The organism is Limnobacter sp. G6BE5S (genome assembly GCF_058448965.1).
In genome coordinates, this window is sequence record NZ_JBZFLM010000001.1 from 57834 (window position 1) to 84067 (window position 26234).

The 26234-nt window shown below is 52.8% G+C and carries 14 protein-coding genes; 5 read left to right on the forward strand and 9 right to left on the reverse strand.

Annotation, left to right across the window (positions count from 1 at the left end; genetic code table 11):
- Positions 1–38: 38 nt before the first annotated feature.
- From ACVL1J_RS00270 to ACVL1J_RS00290, 5 genes are all read right to left on the reverse strand, one after another.
- Positions 39–1808 (reverse strand): AMP-binding protein, encoded by a 1770-nt coding sequence (locus ACVL1J_RS00270; protein WP_341237189.1) that lies wholly within the window; start codon positions 1806–1808, stop codon positions 39–41.
- Positions 1809–2054: 246 nt separating this feature from the next.
- The gene (locus ACVL1J_RS00275; RefSeq protein ID WP_341237188.1) at positions 2055–3056 is read right to left on the reverse strand and encodes a CaiB/BaiF CoA transferase family protein; all 1002 of its coding nucleotides are present in this window, start codon (positions 3054–3056) and stop codon (positions 2055–2057) included.
- A gap of 281 nt (positions 3057–3337) precedes the next feature.
- Positions 3338–5683, reverse strand: coding sequence for an acyl-CoA dehydrogenase (locus ACVL1J_RS00280; protein ID WP_341238065.1), 2346 nt, complete (start codon positions 5681–5683; stop codon positions 3338–3340).
- A 28-nt stretch (positions 5684–5711) separates the two neighbouring features.
- Positions 5712–7856, reverse strand: a complete 2145-nt coding sequence (locus tag ACVL1J_RS00285) for a 3-hydroxyacyl-CoA dehydrogenase NAD-binding domain-containing protein (RefSeq protein WP_341238066.1) — start codon at positions 7854–7856, stop codon at positions 5712–5714.
- Positions 7857–7877: 21 nt separating this feature from the next.
- The gene (locus ACVL1J_RS00290) at positions 7878–9083 is read right to left on the reverse strand and encodes an acetyl-CoA C-acetyltransferase (RefSeq protein ID WP_159568209.1); all 1206 of its coding nucleotides are present in this window, start codon (positions 9081–9083) and stop codon (positions 7878–7880) included.
- Positions 9084–9316: 233 nt separating this feature from the next.
- Here ACVL1J_RS00290 and ACVL1J_RS00295 point away from each other — a divergent pair, with 233 nt between their 5' ends.
- The 3 genes from ACVL1J_RS00295 to ACVL1J_RS00305 all read left to right on the forward strand — a co-directional run bounded on the left by ACVL1J_RS00295 (position 9317) and on the right by ACVL1J_RS00305 (position 12528).
- A complete protein-coding gene (locus ACVL1J_RS00295) occupies positions 9317–9943 on the forward strand; it encodes a TetR/AcrR family transcriptional regulator (protein ID WP_159568208.1) in 627 nt (208 codons plus the stop codon).
- Positions 9944–10001: 58 nt separating this feature from the next.
- Complete coding sequence (locus ACVL1J_RS00300; RefSeq protein WP_341238067.1) at positions 10002–11240, forward strand: hypothetical protein; 1239 nt, start codon at positions 10002–10004, stop codon at positions 11238–11240.
- A gap of 82 nt (positions 11241–11322) precedes the next feature.
- Positions 11323–12528, forward strand: coding sequence for an ammonium transporter (locus ACVL1J_RS00305; RefSeq protein WP_159568206.1), 1206 nt, complete (start codon positions 11323–11325; stop codon positions 12526–12528).
- A gap of 13 nt (positions 12529–12541) precedes the next feature.
- Here the strand turns inward: ACVL1J_RS00305 and ACVL1J_RS00310 are convergent, their stop codons facing one another.
- Genes ACVL1J_RS00310 through ACVL1J_RS00325 form a run of 4 tightly spaced genes read right to left on the reverse strand, consistent with a single transcriptional unit; the run spans position 12542 to position 22344 of the window.
- Entirely contained in the window at positions 12542–13243 is a 702-nt protein-coding gene (locus tag ACVL1J_RS00310; protein ID WP_159568205.1) for a DUF599 domain-containing protein, read from the reverse strand.
- Between the two features lie 15 nt (positions 13244–13258).
- The gene (locus ACVL1J_RS00315) at positions 13259–16558 is read right to left on the reverse strand and encodes a glycosyltransferase (RefSeq protein ID WP_491664996.1); all 3300 of its coding nucleotides are present in this window, start codon (positions 16556–16558) and stop codon (positions 13259–13261) included.
- Positions 16559–16570: 12 nt separating this feature from the next.
- Positions 16571–20587, reverse strand: coding sequence for a translocation/assembly module TamB domain-containing protein (locus ACVL1J_RS00320; RefSeq protein WP_341238162.1), 4017 nt, complete (start codon positions 20585–20587; stop codon positions 16571–16573).
- Positions 20588–20613: 26 nt separating this feature from the next.
- Complete coding sequence (locus tag ACVL1J_RS00325; RefSeq protein ID WP_341238163.1) at positions 20614–22344, reverse strand: autotransporter assembly complex protein TamA; 1731 nt, start codon at positions 22342–22344, stop codon at positions 20614–20616.
- Positions 22345–22916: 572 nt separating this feature from the next.
- Between ACVL1J_RS00325 and ACVL1J_RS00330 the strand changes: the two genes are divergently transcribed.
- Positions 22917–25244, forward strand: a complete 2328-nt coding sequence (locus ACVL1J_RS00330; protein WP_491664997.1) for a hypothetical protein — start codon at positions 22917–22919, stop codon at positions 25242–25244.
- Between the two features lie 117 nt (positions 25245–25361).
- Positions 25362–26201 carry a hypothetical protein gene (locus ACVL1J_RS00335; protein WP_341237262.1) on the forward strand — a complete coding sequence of 280 codons (840 nt, stop codon included), beginning with the start codon at positions 25362–25364 and terminating at the stop codon, positions 26199–26201.
- Positions 26202–26234: the final 33 nt, after the last annotated feature.

Here is a 26234-nt window from a genome sequence, read left to right on the forward strand (position 1 = left end):
ACCTTTGCAGGTGGCTTTTTTATTGAGTCCGACAAAACTTATGCAGTCTCTTTCGGCTTGTCGCGCAACTCACGACGCAAGATTTTACCCACCGGAGTTTTAGGCAGGTCGTCGCGGAACTCAACGAATGACGGGATTTTGTAACCAGTCAGGTTTTGACGGCAATGCGCGATCAAATCTTCCTTGGTCACACTGGCGTCTTTTTTCACCACAACCAGCTTGACCTTCTCACCGGTTACCGGGTCGGGCACACCAACCACGCCACATTCCAGCACGCCAGGGTGCTGCGCAACCACGTCTTCAATCTCGTTCGGGAACACGTTGAAGCCGCTCACGATGATCATGTCTTTCTTGCGATCCACGATCTTCACAAAGCCCTGCTCGTCCATGGTGCCAATGTCGCCTGTGGCCAACCAGCCCTCAGCGTCAATGGTTTTGGCTGTTTCTTCAGGACGGTTCAGGTAACCCAACATGACTTGCGGGCCACGCACACAAATTTCACCAGGCTCATTCAAGCCACCCCACAAACCATCGTCTCGCTTCAAGCGCACTTCGGTACCGGGAATTGGCAAACCAACATTGCCACGGAAGGCTGGGCGTTCGCCACCGTGCAGAGGCGGCACAGTAACGACCGGTGAGGTTTCTGTCATGCCGAAGCCTTCAGAGATCGCGCAACCGGTGACTTTGAACCAACGCTCGGCGATGGGCTGTTGCAGTGCCATGCCGCCGCTCATTGCAAACTTCATGTCCGAGAAATCGCGATTACAGAATTCTTCGTTGTTCAGGAACGCATTGAACAGCGTATTCACCGCCGTAATGACATGGAATTTTTCCTTGCGCAGCACCTTCATGACGGTGCCCACATCACGGGGGTTCGCAATCAGAATGTTACGCGCACCGAAGGTCATGAACAGCATGCAGTTCACGGCCAGGGCGTAGATGTGGTACAGCGGCAGCATGGTGACCACGCAAATGGGGTCTTTGCCAATGGCTTCGCTCATCCAGGCCAAGCCTTGTTCCATGTTGCTCATCAAGTTGCGTTGAGTCAGCATGGCACCCTTGGACACACCTGTGGTTCCACCGGTGTATTGCAGCAAGGCCACGTCGTCCAACTTGGGAGTCGGCTTGGGGAATGCAACACCTTTGCCTGCAGCCAGGGCCTTTTTGATTGGCACAGCCTGGGGCAAATTGTAGGCTGGCACCATCTTCTTGATTTTGCGCATCACGAAGTTGACGATCAAGCCCTTCAGCCCACCCAGCAAGTCGCCCAGCTGTGTAATGACGATGTTCTTGACTTGGGTGCCTTCAAGCGATTGCTGCAAGGTGTTGGCAAAGTTCTCGAACACCACAATGGTGGTTGCACCAGAGTCTTTCAACTGGTGGTTCAGTTCACGCACGGTGTACAGGGGGTTCACATTGGTCAAGGTACAACCCAGCTTCATGGCACCCACGAAACATGCGGGAAACTGAACGCAGTTGGGCAACATAATGGCCACAACATCGCCAGCTTTGACACCGATGGATTTCAGGTAACCCGCAAACTGGTCTGACAGATCATCGACCTGTTTGTATGAAAATTCTGTGCCTGCAGACACGAAAGCCGGACGATCAGCAAACTTTTTCAAGCACTCTTGAATCAATTCCAGCATGCTGTTGTAACGCAGCGCAGGCATGTCACCGGACACGCCGGGGGGATAACTTTTGGTCCAGTAGCAGGACTCAAATAATTCTTGCGCTTCTTTGCTGACAAAACCATTGAATTGATCGGGCGACACCTTTGGGGCGGCCTCATCGGGACGTGCTGACATGTAACTGATCTCCTGTAAACCGAGCGAATGCGGCCAAGGAGGTGCCACTTCGAGTGGCTTTTTATGTCTCCCCGGCGGAGCCTGCGTGGGCTCGGTTTTTATAAGTGTTGTATAAGACTTCCGGCAGAATCAACAATACCATTCTTCCCGGGATTTTGGTAAGAATCACGTAAGTTAACCCAAAGATTTCAGCATTTTAGGCGCTGTACTCGATTTACCGGCGTTACTTTTACACCAGAAAAAGCATCAAATACGCAGCAAATTTCTCTGCTTGATTTCAGCACGAGTCAACACGGGGGTAATACAGGCATCCACATTGCCAAACACCTGCTCCCAGTGCGCAAGCGGCTGGGAAGCAATTAGCGCTTTCATGTCTGTGAGCATTTGCAGAGCTGCCGGGGTGCTGGGCATGGCGCCACGACTCCAGTGAATATTGGACCACTCGGGCTTGCCCATGGCTTCGCAGGCCACTTTCCAGAATTTGTGCTCCAGTGAGCCCACCGCCAAATGGCGATTATCAGCCGTGCGGTACACGTTGTAACAAGCCAGCCCGCCACTGAGCAAATCGTCTTGGTGTTTGGCCGGTTTGCCGCTGAGCATGATCCACATTTGCTCCATGCTCTCGGGCATGATGTTTTGCTTCCACAGGTTGTGCGTCATGGACACATCCACAAAACTACCCTGCCCGGTGCGTTGCGCCTTCAACAAGGCCGCCAAAATACCCTGCACCGCTGCTGACGTGCCTCCGAACAAATCACCGAACTGAACGGCGGGCACCGGAATGTCGCCCTCAGCGGTTTGCAAGCCATCAAGCAGGCCGCTCAGGGCCATGTAATTGATGTCGTGCCCGGCTTTTTCAGCCAGCGCACCTTTTTGCCCGTAACCGGTAATGCAGCACATCACCAGCTTGGGGTTCAAGGCTTTCAAGGTGTCGTAGCCGCAACCCATGTCTGCCATCACGCCGGGGCGAAAACCGTCAATAAGTACGTCGGCTTTGGCTGCATGGTCTTTCAATGCCTGAATGCCTTCAGGGGTGCGAAAGTCGGCAGTCACGATTTTTTTGCTGCTGTTCAAAGCGGCGTAAAGCATGGGCATGCTTTTGGCATCGTCCCCGTGAGGAGGCTCCATCTTGATGACCGTGGCACCCATTTGCTGCAAGATCAGCGACGTGGCAGGCCCGGGCAAGTTGCGCGACAAATCCAGCACGGTGATGCCTTCGAGCAAGGTGGGGTCTTGAATGGGTGACATGTGTAGCAGCCTCGGTGATTGATTGGTTGTGAATAACTTTGTTGATTTTGAACGGGAATGACACAGCTTGACTCGGAGCGCTATTCGCCTCTCCCTAAGCAAGGTTTCTAGTTCCGGCTTGATGCTTCTGGCTTGGGGCATGCGAAACGCCTCGGCGTCTTCGCATCGATTGCTTGCAGCAATCGCCCCGCGCTGCGAATCCGCCGGGAAACCTTGCAAAGCCGGGCGAAGCGAACAGTGCCCCAAGCCAAGCCAGGGCACCGCTCACATTCGCACGCGCCTTAAGAGTTCACAACCCTCAAACGCTCACCCTGTACCGCCGCGCCGTGGCTAACATTGGGCACGTTGGCACATTCAAAACCTGGCGCATAGGTCACCGAGTTGTCACCGAAGAACTCTTGCGGTGTGAACTCATCGACCATAATTGCTTCCAGGCTAATGCGGTTGGCACGGTCCAGCAGCTTTTTATCTGCCGCTGTAATAATGCCTTTGGCCAATGCTGCTTCTGCCATTTCTTGCACAGAACCTTTGTCAACCAGTTTGGAGCGACGCGCCTGAATCACTTTCATTTGCACCACTTCGGCTTCTTGCACAGCCTGGAATGCTGCCATCAAGCGTTTGACGCCTGTGGTGTTGGCCAGCACTTCATCGTTATCCAAATCAGCCAGGTTGAACTTGGGCATGTACAAGTCGCCAGTAATGCGGCCAAATTGTGCACCACTCTTGGTGATTGTTTTGGCCACAGTGGGCACCAAACGATCCAGACCTGAACCCACGATCGGATTCACGCGCAGGCTGAAGTAGCCCACGGTGCGCAGCAAAAAGCCCACTGCGTTGTTGCCGAAGTTTGCATAAATGGATTCAAATGCCTTTTGCACTTTCGCCAAAGCATATTCACAAGCGTACTGAACCAGCGGCAAGTCTTCCTTGATCTCGCCTTCGGCCACATAGCGGCGAATGGTCGAGATGGCCAACAACTGCCAGCCCAGGGCATCCGCAAAGTGACCTGTAAGCTGCTGGCGTGCTTTCAGTTTGCCACCCACGGTGATCAGGGCCATGTCGGTCAGGAATGAATAGCGTGAAGAAGCCCAAGCCAGCTTGCGCAGGTAAGGCGTTACGCCATCAATTTTGGGCGTGCTGGCCAGGTGGCCGCGAGTCAGCGTAAGGCCGACCAAGCGGCTGGTGTTCACTACCATGTGACCAATCCAGCCTTTCAACGCACTGCTGAATGTGGGCAGGTCGTTGGCTTCCAGTGCATTCGCAATTTTGAACGCATAGGGGTGGCAACGCACCGCACCTTGACCAAAGGTAATCAGTGAACGAGTCATGATGTTTGCGCCTTCAACGGTGATGGCAACCGGGGCTGAACAATAGCCGCGACCAATCACGTTGTTGGGGCCTTGCATCACGCCAGCGCCGGCCATTACATCCATGGCATTTTTTGCTTGTTCGCGTGAAAGCTCGGTGAGGTAGGCCTTCCACACAGCCGAGACCACGGGTGGCTGCTCGTTGTTGTCCAGTGCACTAACCGCATAAATGCGCGCCCCTTCACTGAGGTAAGCCATGGCTGCAATTTCAGCCAGCTTTTCCTGAATACCTTCCATTTCAGCAATGGGCATGCCGAACTGCTGACGCACCCGGGCATATGCACCGGAAGCGGCGGCTGCTGCACGCACACCACCCACTGCACCAGCAGGCAATGAAACTGCACGGCCGCCAGCCAGCTGTTCCATCAGCATGCGCCAGCCTTGGCCTGCACATTCTGCGCCACCAATAATTTCATCAGCGTCAATAACAACATCGCGACCAATGATTGGACCGTTGTAGAACGCATCACCAATTGGCTGGTGGTGCTTGCCCATTTCCAGGCCGGGAATGCCGCGGTGAACCAAGGCCACTGTAATGCCAGCGTCGGTACCTTTACCCAAAAGGTTCTCGGGGTCTTGCAGCTTGAAAGCCAGCGAAATCAGGTTGGCCACAGGTGCCAAGGTGATGTAACGCTTGCGGAAGTTCAGTTTGATCTGAACCTTGCCTTCGGCGTTTTTGAACACCACACCACGCGCCAGAATGGAGGCTGCGTCTGAACCTGCTGTGGGCTCGGTCAAGCCGAAACACGGCAGATATTCACCACTGGCCAGGCGTGGCAGGTAGTGCTCTTTTTGCGCCTGTGTGCCGTAATGCTTGATCAACTCTGCAGCGCCCAAGCTGTTGGGGATGACCACCAAAGTGGACAGCAAGGGACTGTGCGCCGTGATCACCGACATGATGGTTGAAATGGCGTTGGCCGAAAACTCAAGACCGCCAAACTTTTGTGGGATCAGGAAAGAATAAAAACCTGCCGACGCCAAAAAGTCGACTGCGTTTTTCGGAATAACACGTGTCGTCGCAATTTCATGCGGATCGCACATTTCGCACAATTGCTGCACGGGACCATCAATGAAATCACGCTCGCGCTGATTCAATTTCGAATAGGGTTCGGCAAACATTTTTGCAAAGTCGGGCTTGCCAGAAAACACTTGCCCGTCGATCCACACCGTACCCGCTTCCAGCGCCTGGCGCTCGGTTGCGGAAATTTGCGGCATGGCTTTGGCTTTGATCAAGCCATTCATGATTGCTTTGAATACCATGGTTACTGCTCCTGTTGATTCAAATCGTTTAGTTCAGGTTGTCTTCGAGTTTCTTGCCTTGGGCAGCAAGCTCGACCAACATGCTGGCAGGCTTGAACCGTTCGCCATATTGCGCAGCCAGCTCTTCACAACGCTTTACAAACTGGGGCAAGCCCTGCGCGTTAATGAACTGCAACATGCCGCCTGTGAACGGCGCAAAACCCAAACCGAAAATGGAACCGATGTTACCGTCGGCCACTGAACGCAGCACTTTTTCTTGCAAGCAGCGCGCGGCTTCATTGGCCTGGATGTACATCAAACGGTCCTGAATTTCCTGTGAACTGGGCTGCGCTTTGGCCAATGGGAATTCTTCGTTCAAACCTTTCCACAGGGTTTTGCCTGCTGGGGAATAATCATAGAAACCCTTGCCGTCTTTCTTGCCAATTCGGCCATGCTTTTCAGCCACGGTGGTCAGGGTTTTGTAGCCTGGGTGCTCAGGGAATGTTTGGCCCGCAGCCTCCATGTCTTTCTTGGTTTGCTTCATGATCAGCAAACTAAGGCTTAATGACACTTCGTCGTACAGCGCCAAAGGTGGCATGGGCATGCCCGCTTCCAGACCCGCCATTTCGATTGAACGTGGGTGAACACCCTCGCCCACCATGGCTGCGGCTTCCATCAGGAATGTACCGAACACACGGCTGGTGAAGAAGCCACGGCTGTCGTTCACAACAATCGGTGTTTTGCCGATTTGCTGAACAAAGTCGAAGCCTTTGGCCAGTGTTTCATCGTCGGTTTTTTCACCCATTATGATTTCAACCAGCGGCATTTTGTCCACGGGGGAAAAGAAATGCAAACCGATGAACTGGTTGGGGCGCTTGGACGCTTCGGCCAAGCCGGTAATTGGCAAGGTTGACGTGTTGGATGCATACACGGCTGTGGCAGGAATCACTGCTTCTGCTTTGGCGGTTACGTCTGCTTTCACACCACGGTCTTCAAACACGGCTTCAATGACCAAATCAGCACCTTCCAGTTTGGAATAGTCGGTGGTGGCGGTGATCAGGCTCAGCAGTGCGTCTTTCTTTTCAGGTGTGCTGCGCTTCTTGGCAATGGCTTTGTCCAGCAGGTTGGTGCTGTAGGCCTTGCCTTTGTCAGCGCCTTCTTGCGTGGCGTCGATTAGCACCACTTCAATGCCCACTTTCGCAGACACATACGCAATGCCGGCGCCCATCATGCCTGCACCCAGCACGCCAATTTTCTTGACCTTGCTTTTCGCAGGTGCGCTTGGGCGGCTTTGGCCTTTCTTGATGCTGTTCAGCTGATACCACAGCGTGTTCATCATGTTCTTGCTTTCTTGCGACAACACGCAAGCAGCGAAGTAACGGCTTTCCACTTTCAGGCCAGTGTCGATGTCGGTAATACCGCCTTCAAACACGCAGCTTGCAATGTGGGTTAGCGCTGGGTAATTGCCAAACGCCTTGGCGTTGGCCATGCTCGGTGCAATCGCCCAAATTTGCGCAATGGCGGGGTGCTTGGAATCGCCACCGGGGAACTTGAAGCCCTTGACGTCCCAAGGCTGCAATGCCTTTGGATTGGCCACTGCCCAAGCTTTGGCCTTGGCAATCATTTCCTCAAGCGTGTCCGCAGTTTCCTGCACAATGCCCTTCTTCACAGCCTGCTCAACGCGCAGCTCGGAACCTTGAGTCATCATTTCCAACGCGCCCTGAATACCGATCATGCGGGGCAAACGCTGTGTGCCACCGCCGCCGGGCAACAGGCCCAGCTTCACTTCGGGCAAACCGAATTTGGCTTTGGGGTTGTTCAATGCAACACGGTGGTTACAGGCCATGGCCAGTTCCAGTCCGCCACCCAATGCAGTGCCGTTCAAGGCGCAAACAATCGGCTTCTCGCATTTTTCCATGCGGCGCAACAGGGTCTTGAAGGCTTCTGCCAAATCAAATGCCTGCTGTGGGTCGGTGATTTTGTAAACCGTGTCCAAATCAGCACCCGCCAAAAATTCTGGCTTGCCAGAAGTCAGCACAACACCCTTTACAGTGGCGTCGGTTTCAATGCGGGTCAGGGCTTCCGCAAACGGGCCCATCAATTCTTCATTCAATACGTTCATGGAACGACCAGGCATGTCCAGTGTTACCACTGCGATGCCATCCTGACCGAGTTCAAATTTCACTGCACTCATTGTTGTTTCTCCTTCGGCCGATTAAATGCGTTCGATGATGGTGGCAATACCCATGCCGCCGCCCACACACAGTGTGGCCAGGCCCAGGGTTTTGTCTTGCCGCTCAAGCTCATCGAGCAAGGTGCCCAAAATAATTGCGCCGGTTGCACCCAGTGGGTGACCCATGGCGATTGAACCGCCGTTGACGTTCACGCGGTCCAGGCTGACACCCAGGTTGCGTGCTGTTTGCATGGGCACAACAGCGAAGGCTTCGTTGATTTCCCACAAATCGATGTCAGACGCTTTCAAGCCTGCTTTTTGCAGCGCTTTCAAACAGGCTGCTGTTGGGCCAGTCAACATGATCGTTGGCTCGGAACCGATGACCGCCGCTGCACGAATGCGTGCACGTGGCTTCATGCCAGCCTTGCGGCCAGCCTCTTCACTACCAACCAGCACCAAGGCTGCACCGTCCACGATGCCCGAGCTGTTACCAGCGTGGTGAATGTGGTTAATGGTTTCAACGGTGGTGTACTTGCGCAGAGCCGTGGCATTAAAGCCCATGCCACCCATCATTGCGAACGAGGGTTGCAGCGTGGCCAGGCTTTCCACGGTGGCGTTGCCACGAATGAATTCGTCGTGGTCCAGCATGATCAAACCATTCAGGTCTTTCACAGGCACGCGGCTTTTGTTGAAACGGCCTTCAGCCTGCGCCTTGGCGGCACGGCGCTGGCTTTCAACAGCGTAGGTGTCTACGTCGGTGCGGCTAAAGCCTTCCAGCGTGCCGATCAGGTCAGCAGAAATACCTTGGGGAATGAAACCGAGTTTGTCGTTGATGCGGGGGTCCATGAACCACGCGCCGCCATCACTGCCCATGGTCCAGCGGCTCATGCTTTCTACGCCGCCAGCAACCACCATGTCTTCCATGCCGCTGCCCACTTTGGCTGCAGCCAGGTTTACCGACTCCAGGCCTGACGCACAGAAACGCGACTGGGTAACACCCGCCACCGTTTCGGCCCAACCTGCGTCCAGCACCGCAGTGCGCGCAATGTCGGCACCCTGCTCGCCCACTGGGGTTACGCAACCCAGCACCACATCGTCCACCAGGCTGGTGTCGAGATCATTGCGCTGTTGCAAAGCGGTCAGCAGGTTGTTTAGCAACCATACTGGTGTGGCCTGGTGCAGGCTACCGTCTTTCTTACCTTTGCCCCGTGGGGTTCTTACTGCGTCAAATATCAGTGCCGATGGCATCTGTGCCTCCTGGATTTTCGGAATTCGGTAATCGAAATTACCGAAGGTATCGTGAATTCGTCAGAATCCAGAATGGCGATGTGCAAACGCACAATCAACCCAAGAAGTTACTTTAGAGTACCCCCTCTATGCATATGGTAATTTGAGTTACCGGTTTTCCCATTTGCCGTTGTAATTAATGTGATCATTTGGTGAATAATTCATGAAACCCACTTCACACCCGGTTAATCAAAATGAATGCAAGCACTGCTGTTGGCAAAGTTGATCTGAATGTGAGCCCGGCGAAAATGCGCAAAGCCACACTGGACCGCATTGAAAATGCTGTACTGGAACTGTTCACCAATCACGATTTCAATAGCGTACCGCTGATTGAAGTGGCACGTACGGCCAACGTGAGCTTGCAAACCATTTATAAGTACTTTGGCAGCAAAGAACGATTGGTCGCTTATGTACTGGACACCACCTTGAGCCGCCTGGCCGACCGAATGATCGACCACCTGGAGGGTATTGAGGATTACCGTGAACGCCTGAGAAAGACACTGTGGGTGATGTTGGACTATTTTGACAAGCACCCCAAGGTGATCTTGCTGCTCACTGTGTCGATACCTGCCAGCCGTTATCACGACTTGCCCGTGTATGAAAGCCCGGAGTTGATGGGCGCATTTTTGGGCATGCTAAAGGAGGGCCAGCAAAAAGGTGCGTTGAACAACAGCGTGTCGAGCAAAATGCTGCTGGATGTATTCATGGGCGTGTTTGGCCGTGTGGCGCAAATGCACTTTTTGCGCAAAGAAACCGACCGCCTGATCGATCAGTTCGATGGTTTGTTTGCAATTCTATGGGGAGCCCTGAAAGCACCTTGATTTGGAACTGTTGCCGCGAGTAGAACACTTAAGTTCAATCGGATCCCCATTTACCAGCATGTCATTTCACATTGAACTGTCAAACGCCTCCGTGTGGCAACAGGTGAGCAGGCAGACAGGCTATACCGGCCCAACAGCCACCACCCAGGCGCACACACCCCAGTTACCTGCAATTCCCCCCACCGGCAAGGCCTGGGCTCAATTCACCGCAACACCCACCAACAGCAAACCTTATACAGAGCACCTCTCGCAATCCATTCAGGGCATTCGTCAGTTCATTCAGCAACATGCGGCCGCTGGGGCGCAAAAAAATGCAGCACTGAATTCACTCCGCGATTTTGAAGCCACCAAAGTGAATTGCAGGCCGACCAGCCTCACGCCACTGATGGTGAATGAAAACCGGCGCAACCTGCACCTGATTTCCAGCCATTTAGGTAACGAGACCATTTCACTTCCTAAAAGAATCGGCGCCGTGCTGAGCCTTGCAGAAGGACTAAACGTGTGCCTCGAGGGGACCACACTGAATATCCTGAGCTGCGCAAGCGACCTTGTTGAGCAGCAACACGGGCTGGCCGGCTTGGTCATTCAAACCAAAAATGACCTGATCGACCAGCACTTGCTTCAGCTTGTTCGGCAACAAGACAGCCGCCACCTTGGCACCAAACAGGCGAAAGACCTTGAAATTCACCATGTGCAAGCACTTAAAAACCATGTGGCCACTGATTGGGGACTGTCGGTGACAGAGGACCGCTATGCAACCCGGGAATACCAAGACCAGGCCGGTGAAATGGCCAAGGCTTTGCTTGAAAAAACAGTGACGCCCGCTGCACTGGCTGCTGCCGTGGCCGATAAAATTGCCAGCCACCTGACCAGCTTGACCACACATTGCCTTTCCACTGGCATGCCCACGGAACAGCTTAAAACAGAGCCTTTGCGCCAAATGATTCAGGCTGAATTTGGCCACGCCATTGAACTGGAGCAATGCCTGCAATTCAATGACGATTACAGCGAAGTCAAACTGCGACCGCACAGTGAATTGACACAACATGTCATGCAAGCGTTTCAACACATTGGGCTCATCGCCAGCAATTTACCCATTGCACACCTGGCAAACCAACCACCCTGCACCGTCGAACAGGCGCTGGAGCAAATTCAGCATTTGCAAGGACGGGTCACCGAATTTCAGGCCAATCAGCAACTGCCTTGGAATCTTGGCTTTTGGTATGGAAGCAATCAGTTACCCGACAAAAAGCGCCAACAGGAAGAAGAACGCAGAAAACCTGGGGTGCACCAATAACGTGCATTTTTGGCTTTTGAAACGGGCATTGTTTTTGCAGCTAATGCCCCACTTTCAACCACAAACCTGAAAATTCACCAAAATGGAACAAATCACTCTCGCACTGGACACTCTTTTTGTGCTTCTAGGCGCCATCATGGTGCTTGCAATGCACGCCGGTTTTGCATTTCTGGAAGTGGGCACAGTGCGCCACAAAAACCAGGTCAATGCGCTTGTCAAAATTCTGGCCGATTTTTCGGTCAGTACCATCAGCTACTTTTTCATTGGTTATGCCATTGCATACGGTGTTGGTTTTTACGAACCGGCCACCGTACTCAATGAAGGCAACGGCTACTCACTGGTTAAGTTTTTCTTCCTGCTGACTTTTGCTGCAGCCATTCCCGCCATTGTGTCGGGCGGCATTGCAGAGCGCGCACGCTTTGTGCCCCAGCTGGTGGCCACCGCCGCGCTGGTCGGGCTGATCTACCCGGTGTTTGAAGGCATGGTGTGGAACGGCAACTATGGCTTTCAAGAATGGCTGACCACCAGCTTTGGTGCGCCCTTCATGGACTTCGCTGGCAGTGTGGTGGTTCATGCAGTGGGTGGCTGGATCGCTCTGGCTGCCGTGTTGCTGCTGGGCTCACGCCGTGGCCGCTACACCAAGGATGGTCGCATCAGCTCACACCCACCTTCATCAATCCCCTTTCTGGCGCTGGGCAGCTGGGTACTGGCAGTGGGCTGGTTTGGCTTTAACGTCATGAGCGCCCAGAAAATTGAAGGCATTTCAGGCCTGGTGGCTGTGAACAGCCTGATGGCGATGGTGGGCGGCACGCTGGGTGCTTTGGCCGCTGGCCGCAATGACCCGGGCTTTGCCTACAACGGCCCACTGGCTGGCCTGGTAGCCGTGTGTGCGGGCAGCAATATCATGCACCCCTTGGGTTCGCTGGCGGTGGGCTCAATGGCTGGCGTGCTGTTTGTTTACATGTTCACCTTCACGCAGAACCGCTTGAAAATAGACGATGTGTTGGGTGTGTGGCCCTTGCACGGCATTTGTGGTGCATTCGGCGGCATCGCAGCCGGTGTGTTCGGCCAGCAGGCCTTGGGCGGCATGGGTGGTGTGTCCTTCATGAGCCAGTTGATCGGCACACTGGCCGGGGTGGCGTTTGCATTGCTGGGCGGCTTTGTGGTCTATGGATTGCTCAAAATAACCGTTGGCATTCGACTAAGCGACGAAGAAGAGTTCAATGGCGCAGACCTGACCATTCACAAAGTCAGCGCAAGCCCCGAACGCGAAACCAGCAGCTGGTAATTCACAGCCAGGTTTATTTCGACATGATCTGCAGGGCTTCGGAATAGAAGTCCCTGCGGATCAGCACAAACACGATCAATGCGCTGAATGCCATCAGCAAGCCGGGGTGAATCATCCAGGTGACCGATGCAATACCAAAGTAATAACTGCGCAAACCACGGTTGAACTCATCGCCCGCCAAACTGTTAATGCGGGCCATGCGTGACACATAGGCTTCGTTGTAATCCTTGTCAGGATTTCCGTCTGGTGCAGCACCCACCAAAATAGTGAGCAGGTTGAACTGCCGCAGGCTCCAGGTAAACTTGAAATAGGCCACCACAAACACGGTGAGCACCAACAGCACTTTAATCTCCATCAAACCACGGCTAACCTCCCGGCTGAACGGCAAATCGCTGGTGATATTCACCAGTTGATCAAGCGTACCCAGCAATGCAAACAGACCCGCAATAATGTAAATGGTGGTGTTGGCATAAAAGGTCACGCTGTTGACCAGGTTACCGATCAGCGCCGTGTCACCCACCCGGTTGCTGCGCCCGAGCATTTCACGGGCCCACAGCTTTCGAAACTCATGCGTTTTTTGCGACAGGCCACGCCGACCAAAACGGGTGCGGCCATCGAATACATAGTTGTAACCACGAAAGCAAATGACAAAAAATGCCACGGCGATCCAGTCAAATACTGTAAGTAAAGAAATTGCGTTTTGAACGGCGGTCATGGTGCCCTTTTTTGATCATTCAAGCGATGTCTGTACGGAGCTTACCTCACCAACCCCAAATGAGGACAACAAGCCGCGCCAGTGCGCCGCCACTTCGGCATATTTAAAACGATTCGAGTCCAAAAAGGCCTGAGCACTTAATTTGGCCTGATAAGCAGGGTCAGCAAAAATCGACTCGATGGCATCGGCCAATGCATCGACATCGCCGAAGGGAACCAACAGGCCAGTGCGTGAGTGTTGGATCAACTGCGAAGGGCCATAGGGTACATCGAAGGCAACTGGAGGACATGCGTGGCAAAGGCTTTCCATGATGGTCAGCGAAAATGCCTCTGCCTGACTTGTCAGCAATGACAATCCTGCAGATCGATAGTGAACAGCAGGATCGTCCACCCAGCCATTCAAACGAATTCGTTGCTCAAGACCCAGCGCCTGAACTTGCGCATTCAACGCCGTAACCAGCTTATTGGGCGATAACGGAAAACCGTAGAAGTCCAGCCTCGCTAGCGGATAGCGCTCAGCCAACTTGGCAAATGCAGCAATCGCCAACTGATGATTTTTCTCTGGACTGTAACGCGCCATGCAAACTATCCGAAATCGATCACGCTGATCAAAAGACGATGCGGACCGGTCGGACTGGTAAGGGTGACCAATAGGAAATAGTCGTCCCTGACCAAATCGGGACTCGATGTCAGTTTTCTGATTAGTTGTCAAAGTGACGATTGCGTCGGGTTGCTGAACATTTGCCAGAATATCTTTGAAGTTGGAATTGACAGGGCTGACATGCAAATCCTGGGCTGTTTGGGTGTGCAGCGCATGAATGACAGGCACCACAACAACGCGGTTTGGCGTTTGCTGGTGAATAAGATCTCGTGCGGCAATCGCTGGCTTGTACCAATAACGGTTTTTATCGACCACCAACACATGCTTGCCTTCCGTTTGCTTCAACATTGAGGCAATTGCATGGGTAATCAATGCCTCCTCGCTTGAGAATGAAGCCCGTAGCTCACCACGCTCGCCGCACAAACGGATATTCTGAAGCACCATCTTACCGTTGTGCGCTCGATAAATTTTGACCAAAGCCAAGGTCCCGTTGGGTCGCAAATAATGTTCGATCGTTGGCAGACCTTTGTCATTGAGATATTGAATGCAACTGAGATGACCCCGAGAGTCAAAAATTTCTTTGCAAATCTTAAGGCCATCGCAAAAGTGATTGATGTATAAAATTGCATCCGTCGTCGGATTGCGCACAACGTACATCAACAAATGCCCGGCGAGGTCCATAACTCTCAAGTCGCGTCGACCCTCGACATGAGTTACTGCCCACAGTGGGTTCTGTTCAATAGACCGTCCTGTATTTAATGCAACGGGTAGCGCTTCAGCATCCTGCAAATAATCGTAGATTGATCTGCACAATTGTGACTTGGTCAAAGTTCCAGCTACCCTCAAACCTTCGATAGACTCATTCAATCGCGGATTAAATCGGCAGGTCACCAGAATCGGTGCTTTGTGTAATTCTTGAATGAATAGACGACTTCGAAGTAAAGCCGCATTTTCCACACCTGATCGCTGAAACCCAATGTCTTGGTTCAAAAACCAAAAATTGGTCTCCTCGATACTTGAATCCAATTGACTTGGTTCGCGATTTACTGGATCACCGATCTCTTTGACTTGCCCGAGCAAAAACTTCCGGTAAGCCACCAAACCCGACACGTAATGTTCAACATCATCAATGCGAACGCGGTAAGCATGGTGGCGAATGAAAAAGGCACCATTCAGGGTGTCCGGTTTTGCAAAGTACATGGCCCATTCTGGCCAGAAATACCCGGTTAACAAGTAGTTCGCACGCCAGTGCATGGCACGGTAAAACTTCTCGACATCCACTTGCGCATACAAATCAGCAAACTCTGGCATGCCCTGCAAACGCGAGAGCATTTGTTGGGCCGCCATCATCAACTCCAGCAAGGTAGGGAAAGTGGTGATGCGGTTTAATACAAAATCCAGATGACTCGAAAAATTGCGAATGCCAAACTCGAAATACACGCGTTTGGGGCGATACAAGGTGAGCTCATTGACGCAATAACTCATCCAGTGGTCGTTCGCTTTCCAATGGCGCGCTTCAATGAAATATTCAAAGGCCAGTTCCACCGCCTGAAGCCACACGGGGCGACGCGTAATTTTGTACAAACGCATCAAGGCGAATGCGGCCTCGCCATCGTAGTAAATTATCCGGAACTGTTCCTTCACGGAAAGATCGGGATAATTCAGCACATGCACAAATTGACGGGTCGTAGGGTTGAGCATGGCCACAATTCCTTGGGCCAGTTGTTCCATCAACTCAATGTAACGGGTTTCGCCTGTCAGTTCCGTGTATTTGGCCAGGGCCAGTATGCACACGGCATTGCCACCCAACTTGATCTCATTGCCGGTATCAACCAGAAACGCGGCTTGAATTCCGCCGCTCAGCGTCACGCGCTTAATCAGTTCAGTCGTCAAACAATGCAGTGACCGATCAATTGCAGACTTCAGGAATGAACTTTGTGTCAGTTCCCAGGCTTCAATCATTGCGTAGGTGGAACTGGCATGGCGCAGGGTGTTGTACGTTGGAATTTCCTTGTTGAAACAAGGAAAAATGCCATACACAAATGAACCGCTGTCTTTGACCTGTCGCGCCAAAAATTCACTGGCATTGAATACCAGCTGCCCGCACGACTCCGCCTCCAGGTCGGGCAACTTACGCCGTCCAACCGCCACGCCAGCGGGCTCCAGGGTGTGCACCACCCCATCGGTGCCCACGTAAGCACCTTGGGTGGAAAACAAGTACACCGGTTGCTCACCCGCGTGATTCAATACAAACGACTTGCCATACTTTTTACGCGCATACTTCTCAAAATTTCCGACATGGAGTTTGGCAAATTCTTCTTCGGAGCCACCGTACAACATGGCATTGCCGTTGAGCTCGCCCCACAAAAAGGAATGCTTGAATTGCGGATCCAGTGCAATGCCAAGGCTGAAGTAATTGCGTTTTGTTGTTGAAAGCAGTGTCTTCAACTCGGCCCATGTCACTTTCTGAATTTCGCACACCCAATCCACACGCACATGTTCAACGTCGACCGATGTTTTACGAAACGACGCGGTGACATGGGCATGCAATGCACTCCAGCTGGCTTCAAACGATTGACTGGCAAAAACTTCGACAGTCGCACGCGCCTGCCCATTGGAATGCGACAGCATCAGTACACAGGTATCGTTGTGTTCGACAGGATTCAACCCTGAGAAATGTTTGCCGAGTTTTTCAAGCCTGCCCGAATTGATCATATTGTTTTGCTGTCAGTCAAAAGAGAATTGATAAAGAGCATCCACTGCATTGTCTGCGCCTGCCCGGGCAATAAAACTCAACCGTCGGGAATACTGATAGTTCAATTTGATGATACTGGCTGCGGTGGTGACCGACTGATCAAAACTCAAGTACACGCGATCGCTGAACCGTTTGCCCAACGACACAATCCGCTGCGACAACAAAGGGTCATCAGATCCAATCACATTGGCAGATGCATCTGCACCCGGTGCAATTGCCACCTTGCTGCCCACCGCGCGGGAATCTGCTGCGGTCAGCGAACCCGTGCTTAAGCTAAGATCATCAATGCCAATGGATTTTGCAATTTTACGGGTCGTGCTTTCGTCATCATCTCCGAAAATCGCAGCAGCCGCTGTCAGTAGCAAAGTTGAGTCCCGGTCCGCAGAGCCGCTACCGCGACCAAGAATCATCCATGACAGTTTTTCCGAATCAGGCACTGCTGGTTCACTCACCAGCCTGACAGTGGGTCGCTGCGCAGTGCCGGTGACTTCAACACCCGCTTCAACCGCCACACCTTTGCGCACTGCTCGCACATTCAAGCCCGGGTTATCAAGTGGCCCCTGGAAATTAACAACGCCTCGATCAATGGCAAGGTCTTGTCCATAGGCACGGTAGGTTCCGCCGACCGTTTGAATGGTCCCGGTCGCGCTCAAACGTCTGCCCGATCGACGCTGGCCACTTCCACCAACACCTTCCAGCATGACCAAACGTAATCCTCCCTCAAGCCTGCTTCTCAATCCTTCTGCATTAATGTAGAACCGATCACCCAGGTTTGCCCGAAGTTGCAAATCAATTGGAAGGCCTTGTCCGGCCAACTCACTGCGACCCTGGATAAACACGTCATCGCCCAGAGTTTGAGGACCACTTTCAGGCATTTCAAAATAAGCACCCAAGGTGTCGATTTCACCCCGAATTTTCAAGGGTTCTCCGTCGACGACAGGCTGCTGAACAGTCACATTCGAGTTCACCATCATCCATCGGTCCGGGCGTTGCAGCAAAGGCACCCTGTCCATCGACAGCCTTATTTCACCGTTCAATCCGGTCAAATTCCAGACCCCCTCCGCCTTCACTTTTCCATTGCCCTGAATCAGTGGCCCCAATTGTTCAATGTAACGGCGAGGTGGTACGCGATTGTATACAGTGAACTCAAAGGTATCGATACTGGCCTTGTCCGTGGTGAAATCAACAACCACATTGCCGTCCTCAAGGCGAACGCCTTGATCAAGCTGAAAAACATCAAGATCCATTGCGAACAAACGCCCTTGAACATCCGGGTTGTTCGCGGTACCAGCAATGGCCATGGCAATCTGGCCTGTGCCACTGGTTCGCACACCGCCACTGATCATGGGGCCAAGCCAATTCAGTTCAGTAAAACCCGCGGCTACTGAGCCCTGCATGGGCTCATCTCCGGCAATGGCCCATGTCTTGGTCTGCGGATTTTGTTGAACCGGCAGCCGGAGGTTGGCAGACACCGCACCAAAATCATCCGCCAGAATATTGACATCGATACTTGCAGCCTCACGATTAAAATCCAGACTTGCGATCATGGTGCGAATGTCTACATCCACTTGCGAGTCTTCCAGTATTTGCAAACCGCCAGACACATGTTGAATGTCCACATGACCATCCACCTTGTTTGGATTGGCCAGATAATTCCAGCGCACACTTGCAACCAGATTCCGCGGTTCCACAGTCAATTGTTTGCGGAAGATCGGGGACATCCGAGGAAATGAGAACTGCGGCATTTCGCCTTCGGCCCGCACTTCCCGGTTTGCAATGCGAAGAATTCTGTTGTTGATGACAGAGGTATCCTCACCCTTAATCACCAAATCAAGCAACTCGACATATCCCGGGGCGAGCGTGAGCGGCGCCGGGGCTTGCAAAGCCAGGCTGCGGGCAGGCAGCCACATGCCCTCCACTTTCATTTTCGTCAATTGGCCCTTCCAGCCCGAAGTTGACTTTGGAACTTTCAACTCGCCAACTCCGCCGTTGAACGCAAACTCACCTTTCAGTTGACGCTGGCGACTAAAAGGCTGCAAACCACTGGAAAACACGCCTTTCAATTCGTGGCGACTACGAACACCGCGAAGAGTCAGTGTCAACTCATTCAAGGTATTGGCAGTTTCACCCGGCACCTTGATCTTGCTCGCCACAATATCGCCGACCCAGGCAGCATTCGGAGCTGATCCAAGGTTGAACTGCCCAGACACTGTTTCGATTTGCAGCGTGCTGCCCAACTTCAATTGCCGTACATCGATATTGCCTTCACCCGAGAAATCACCGTCGAGCCCGCGCACCCTGCCCTGCAAACGCGCAACACCTGAAATATCCATGCGAATCAGCTTACCCAAACGCGGCAGTTCATCCAGATTCACATCCAGGTCAACAAAGTCCGCCTGAGTTCCATAACTTCCAGTCGCCCGTACTGTATTGCCAACAACATCAAGATCAAGAAACAACTCAGTCAAACGCGAAGCGCCACCTTTGGCCTTGGCAATCAAGGTTAGCGGTGCGTTGGCCAATCGGGAATTGGTCAAATCAAGATTGAGTTCACCAAACGGATCAATGGTGCTGCCGCCCTGGGCCAAAACGCCACGAAAAGCCGCCTTGCCATTCAAATCGCCCTGCATGAAAGGACTGGCGTTCGGGATGTAATTGGCTGGGTTGATTTTTGAAAGATCGAGTTGAATATCGGCAGGCATCTTCCCGGACAAGTCCACTGAAACCTGACCCCGAAGTTCCGCCCCACGATCACGCAGTACAAGCTTGGTCACCTGCAAGCGCTGACCCGTTTTTGCGCCTTGAATGCTTGCATTCAGCGCCAGCCGTTGAGGCAATTGTTCAAACACCGACGCATCGACATTGTTCGCGTTGAGTTCAAAGTTCATGTCTCCGGCCAAAGGATCCATACTGGCAACATCGTCACCGACACGCTCGGGGGCGCGCCACTGAAGAACCGCTTTGGCTTGCCCGGCCTGGCGTTTTCCATCTGCAAAAAGAAGCTCATCAACCCAAACATTCAACTGCTGGGGAAGTTGCTCACTCAAAGTCAATTTGAACCGAGTTTGCATGACAGAGATGGGTACACCACCTGCTTGTAAAGTGGCAGGCTGCGCATTGCGAACAGAAATATCGCCGACAGTCTCGGAAAAATCCTCGTTCGGCTGAACATTCGCAACAATGGTAAGTGCCGCACGGGGAGCACCATTGAGCCAATGTGCGGGATTGAAATTTCGGGCGTCTAATTGAACGGTCTCAACCGGCGTTGAACGAAACGGCGTGAGTACTGCCTGAGCCTGCACACTTTGGCTTTGATCGGCCCTCTCGGGGTTTTCTCCCTTGGCATCAATCGCCAACTCAAGGCGCTCAAGAGAACCCTTGGCAGCAACATGCGCATCTAGCATCAAATCGTCAAAACCGCGCTGCGCATTCACTGAACCGTCAATTTGATAGGGCTTCTCCAGGATCAGATTGAACGCGGAGGCAATCTGCGTGTCCTGTACATTGATTGAGAAATTGCCAACCTGCAACTGGCCCGACTTGACCGCTGCCGTGGCATTCAGTTGCCTGAGCACCTCCCCATTGATCAGCAACTGCTCCACGGCAAATTGATTCAGTTCAATATCGACTGGCACAGCAATTTTGTCAGGAAGCATGAACGGTTCGTCATCGTCGGAAGGCGGCGCGTCTACACGCACCACCTTTGCAGACAGGTGGTTGATTCGAATAACCCGATACCACAACTCAGACCAGTCAACACGCAGCTGAACTTGCTCAGCCTCCAGCCTTGTTTCATTCTGCTGCCATTGAACAGACTCAATATTGAACCCTGTCCACAAAGTACCGCGGATTTCACCAAACTCCAGCTTGGGATCATCGCTGGCATTGATCCAGTTTTGCGCTGTTCCAGCTGCAAATTGCAAACCTTTTTCGGAATGAATCAGCCAGACAATTCCTGCAGAAACCGCAGCAGTGACCAGAACCAACAATAGAAATAATGCAAGAACCCCGCGCTTCAAAATGCCACCCCCAGCGCAAAATGTATTCTCAGATTATCCTGATCGGCTGCTTTGGCCACATCAAAAGCAATCGGACCTGCCGGTGTTTTGTAGCGAACGCCAACACCAATGGCCGGTTTGGGATCAAAGTCGCTCCAGTTGTCTGATACATCGCCCACATCGGTGAAAACCGCCGCACCAAGTGGTCCACCATCAAACCAGCGTGTGTACTCCAGGCTGCCAATCATCAAACGTCGACCACCCACCAAAATTCCTTGATCAATTACACCCAGATCAAGAAAATCGAATCCACGCAGGCTATTGGTGCCGCCCGCGCGAAACAAATAGTCTTGGGGAATATCGCGCCGGGCGCTGGCCACCACCGTACCGGCCTCGAACCTTGCAGAGAACAGATTCTCCCGGGATGGCGACCAGAATTTTTGTGCCCGCGAGTACAAGCGAATAAAATCCTGATCAGAAGCAAACTGTTCAGAGGCTACCGCCAATTGACTAAAAACAATATAGCCCTCGGTGGGATTCAAACGGCTATCTACCGCGTTTCGCAGCCACGAAGAACTTGCAACGAGGGCTTGCGTTTGTCCAAAATTCACACCCAACGCCCTTCGCTCCTCAAGCTGAAAATTCAAGCCAAGCCGATACTCATTGTTGCCTTTGTTGAATTCCCGGATAGCGCCAACCGAGGAACGGTCAACCTCCAGATTCGATATTTCCTGGTGGTCAAACGCCACACCCACAGAATCAGTTATCCCGCGCTTTGACGGAGGAAGAAACAGGTCTGCATAGGCAGATTGACGTTTTTGCTCCAATCGAACGCCAGTCACCAGTGAATAAGCCCGATCAAACAGATTGTTATATTGATAAGTCGCTTCAGTTCTAAATCCAGTATTGGAGCTGTAACCTGCACCAAACCCGAGACGCTTGCTGTCGCTCTCCATCACAGTGATGTCAATGGGAACGTTGCGCGGCTGACGATCATCCGCATCAATTTTCACATCCACAGCCGAAAAGTAAGTGGTGCCTTGAAGATCCGACAATAGCCGCAGCAAACGCTCCTGTTCATACCGGTCACCTGGACGAATCGTGTTGTAACGCGAAACCAGATCCTTGGGATACTTGGTCAATCCTTCAATTTGCAGCTCTCCGAAAGTGAACACTGGCCCACTGTCATACACAACGCTCAACGCAACCGTGTTGTTTTCCGGGTCCACATTGGCCAAACTTTCAGAAAGAGTAGCGGCCGCGAAATCTTTGGCCAGCAGATCACGTAGAAGGTTGTCTTTGCTAGCGCTCCAATCTGATTGATTAAAGGGCTGATTAACCCCCAGCAGCCACAAGGTCTTAAGGCGCTCACGCCTTGCAGTAAATTCATCTTTGTTGATCTCTCCATCAAACTCGATGTCAACAGAGATCACTTTGCTCTGCACCCCAGGTGCAATTGTGATGTTTAACGGAGGCGCTTCGTCCTCTGGAATCGTGTCATCAACCATTCGTTGAATCGATGGGGAGAAATACCCCTGGGTACCCAACGCGTCGCGAATAGCAGGCCTCAATCTCCGGAATAATTGCCAAGCGTCCCCGTTGTCATTGACCTGCGCAGTCGACCGAATTTGTCGGGTAGACCGCTCAATCAAATCCCTGAATTCATCCGGAACCTGATAATTAACCACCGGGGGCGCAAACTCCGTGACTATATCCTGCGCCTGCACGGTGCCAAGCTGCAGAACCATTGAACTGAATGCGATACAAAGCCACCGCACAACCGGAGATTTGTGCTTACTCAAAAACTTCCTCATGCTTCCCTGGACAGATTGGTCAACGCTTCCCGAGTTGATACTTTGACACCCCAAAAAGGCATCAAGAAATGGTCAGACTGAAATATCAAATAAAAATGCAGAAATTTACGCTTGTCCTGAATAAATTACTCAGCCAACAATTTAAATCAGAAATTTGTTATCGGAATAATTCTAAGAACCCCCTACCCAAATGAGTCCCCACCCCTGCTCTTCACTTACAGAATTGCACGCAAAAAGATGCCGTTTTCTGAGATTCTAAAATGAAAAACAGCATGGATTTCACAAAGACAATGCGGCACAAAAAACCTTATTTATCCATATCCACAAACAATTCATTCAAAAAATTTACACATCAATTTAACAATTAAACCAACCCTTGCCCGAGAAGCAAATATATTCCGGCGGATATTTTCAGTTTCTTGAATCCAATTGAAACCACTGTGAGTAAAACGCTTATAGCAGTGAACTTGCCGAACAAACTCTCTAGCGCCAAGGAACTTAAAATCATGGAAAACGCAAATCCCAATGTGGGCATTATTAAAACAGCAGGTGGCCTGCAAGTTGAACGTGGTGGCCAAATTGTAAACCTCACCCAAGGCGACGCACTGAAGTGGAACGATGTGGTCACCAACACTGGAACACAAACTGCTGAAGTCTTGATGCCAGCAGTGTCAGCCGGACACGGCGATACCCTGCTGCAATTGGCACCGAATGCATCTGCGAAGCTTGAGCAAATTGCCTCTACAGTTGCAGATGGCGCTACGCGTACTGAAGTAGTTGCTCTTAGCGAAGGCGTTGAACTGTATGACATCGACAACGATGTGAGTTCCGCCATTCTGACTCCGTACGAAGGAACCATGTCCGGCCTGGTTGGTGCTGGTTTGTTGGCAGGCGGCAGTGCAGGCGCTGGCGTGGGCGCAGCAATTGGTGGCGCAGCCCTTGGCGCGCTGGCCTTAAGTGATGATGGCGATGACACAACCACCACCGTCGACCCCAGCGACGACAGCGATTCCGACTCCGACTCCGACTCCGACTCCGACTCCGACTCCGACTCCGACTCCGACTCCGACTCCGACTCCGACAGCGATTCTGACTCCGACAGCGATTCTGATTCCGACAGCGATTCTGACTCCGACAGCGATTCTGACTCCGACAGCGATTCTGACTCCGACAGCGATTCTGACTCCGACAGCGACTCTGATTCCGACAGCGACTCTGATTCCGACAGCGATTCTGACTCCGACAGCGATTCTGACTCCGACAGCGACTCTGATTCCGACAGCGATTCTGACTCCGACAGCGATTCTGACTCCGACAGCGACTCTGATTCCGACAGCGATGCAGACGGCGACACATCTGGCCTGATCGGCGGTATTGATTCCTTGAACCAAAGTTTGGAAGAAACCCCCTTGGCTCCATTGACCGCTGCGACAGGCGCACTGGCCGACGGACTGACCACAGTTTCCGACGGGATTGCAAGCGCATCCGAAGATGATCCATCCGGCTTGTCACCGGTCTTGACTGAAACAATAGGTCAGCCACAAGAGGGCTACACCAATGACCAAGAAGGCTTGGTAGGCGTAGTCAGCAATCTTTCACAAGGCTTGGCTGAAGGTGCGGAAGAAACTCCGCTTGACCCAGTGGTTGACCCATTGGCTCAGACACTCGGCTACAGCGAAGAGGACGGCACCGATGGCGTTGCCTCAGGCTTAAGCAGTGTCGGCGATACGCTCGCGGCTGACGAAAGCCAACTGAGCCCACTGACCTCGGAAATCCTCGCACCAATCGTTGGCACCGATGAAGAATCAGGTGGCTCGACAGGTTTGAGCGGCACCCTGGACGAAGCTGGTGAAGGCCTCACGGACTTGACCAATGAAGACAGTGCGCTTGCACCTCTTGATCCAGCAACATCAGCCGTGTCTGACATGGTCGTGTCGGCCTTGTCATCTGGCATCTCTGATGGAGGTGATGCGATTATCGACAATTCGGAAATGGCCGGCCCAGGCGAGGAACTGATCACGACAGTCGGCACATTGCTGGGCGGCGAGAGCACCCCCGATACAGAAGAACCTCCTCCCGAGGAAGGCGGTACAACTGGTACACCTCTGGATGTTGTACTCGATCCACTTACAGGTGCATTGGACGGCGGCGGTGAAACACCAGAAACACCATTGTCACCACTAACCGATGCCTTGATGGACAACTCGGACCCCGCCGTGTTTGCTGAAAACGTGGCTGGCGTGATTGATGATGTCGGTGCGAATACCCCCCTTGAAGCTGTGACCGACCCAATCAGTGATGCATTGTCCGGCGGTGGTGACGACACAGGCGGCGGTGACACAGGCGGCACCACCGGAACTCCGCTGGATGTTGTTCTCGATCCATTGGCAGAAGCTGTGATGGGTGGCGGTGATGACACAGGCGGCACCACCGGAACTCCGCTGGATGTTGCTCTCGACCCATTGGCCGAAGCAGTGGCAGGTGGCGGTGACGACACAGGCGGCACCACTGGAACCCCTCTGGATGTTGTTCTCGATCCATTGGCTGATGCGGTGGCAGGTGGCGGTGACGACACAGGTGGCACCACAGGAACCCCGCTGGATGTTGTTCTCGATCCATTGGCTGATGCAGTGGCAGGTGGCGGTGACGACACAGGCGGCACCACCGGAACCCCGCTGGACGCTGTTGTCGACCCATTGGCTGAAGCAGTGATGGGTGGTGGCGACACTTCTCCAGTAGACGACTTGCTTGGCGCGGCAGATGGCACACCCATCAGCACTGTAACAGCCCCGCTTCAGGACGCAATCAGCCCACTGACAGGCGGACTCGGTTAATCACACACTGAGCAAACCAAAAAACCCCTCTTCGGAGGGGTTTTTTATTTGAATCCAAATCAATGCACAACGCAGTAAAAATAATAACTTTACCGACAACTCAACGGACATCACCTCATGAGCACGGCCGCAAAAATTGGCACCATTGCCTCCAAGACAGACAAACTTTTGGTTCAACGCCAAGGCGAGCAACTCACCTTGCGCCAAGGCGATGCAATTCTTGCTGGCGACGTTCTTCAAAACAAAGACTTGGTAGCTGTTGACATTGAATTACCGGGACAAGGCACAGGACAAGCCGACTCACTGGTTACCCTGGCCCCAGAATCAGCCGCTCAAATTGCCACCAACTCCGCTGCGCAAGGCGGAGTGATTGAAGTAACCTCTTTGACCGAAGGCGTCGAGCTCTTCGCAATCAGCGAAGGCACAGACGGTGCAGTCTTGCTAGCCGACGCCGGCACTGGCTTCAGTGGCCTGGTTGGGGCAGGTCTTCTATCAGCAGGCACAGCAGGCAGTGTCAGCGGCATTGCCACCGCCATTGGTGGTGGCGTAGGTGTGGCAGCGCTAGCTGCATCCTCCGGAGACGACACCAATGCAGAAGGTTCTGCATTCACCGATGTGCGCGTGGACAACGGTGATGAAACCACAGAACCGGTAGATAACCCCGACAACCCAGACGAAAATGAAAATCCGGGGAATCCTGAGAACCCGGAAGAGCCAGAAGAACCCGAAGAACCTGTAGACAACCCAGACGAGCCAGAAGCCCCAGTTGACGAAGGCACGACCGGCACGCCGCTGGATGCCGTACTGGATCCACTGGCCGATGCCTTGGGTGACACCCCGCTATCAGTGATTTCAGACCCTTTGTTCGACGCCTTGGGATCGCTGCCAATTGGCTCAGCGCCCAACCCCGCCGACACTTTGCCGCTTGATGCAATCACCGGCAATTTACCTGTTTGACTCAAAAACTGGTGCAATAAAAAAGCCACCTCA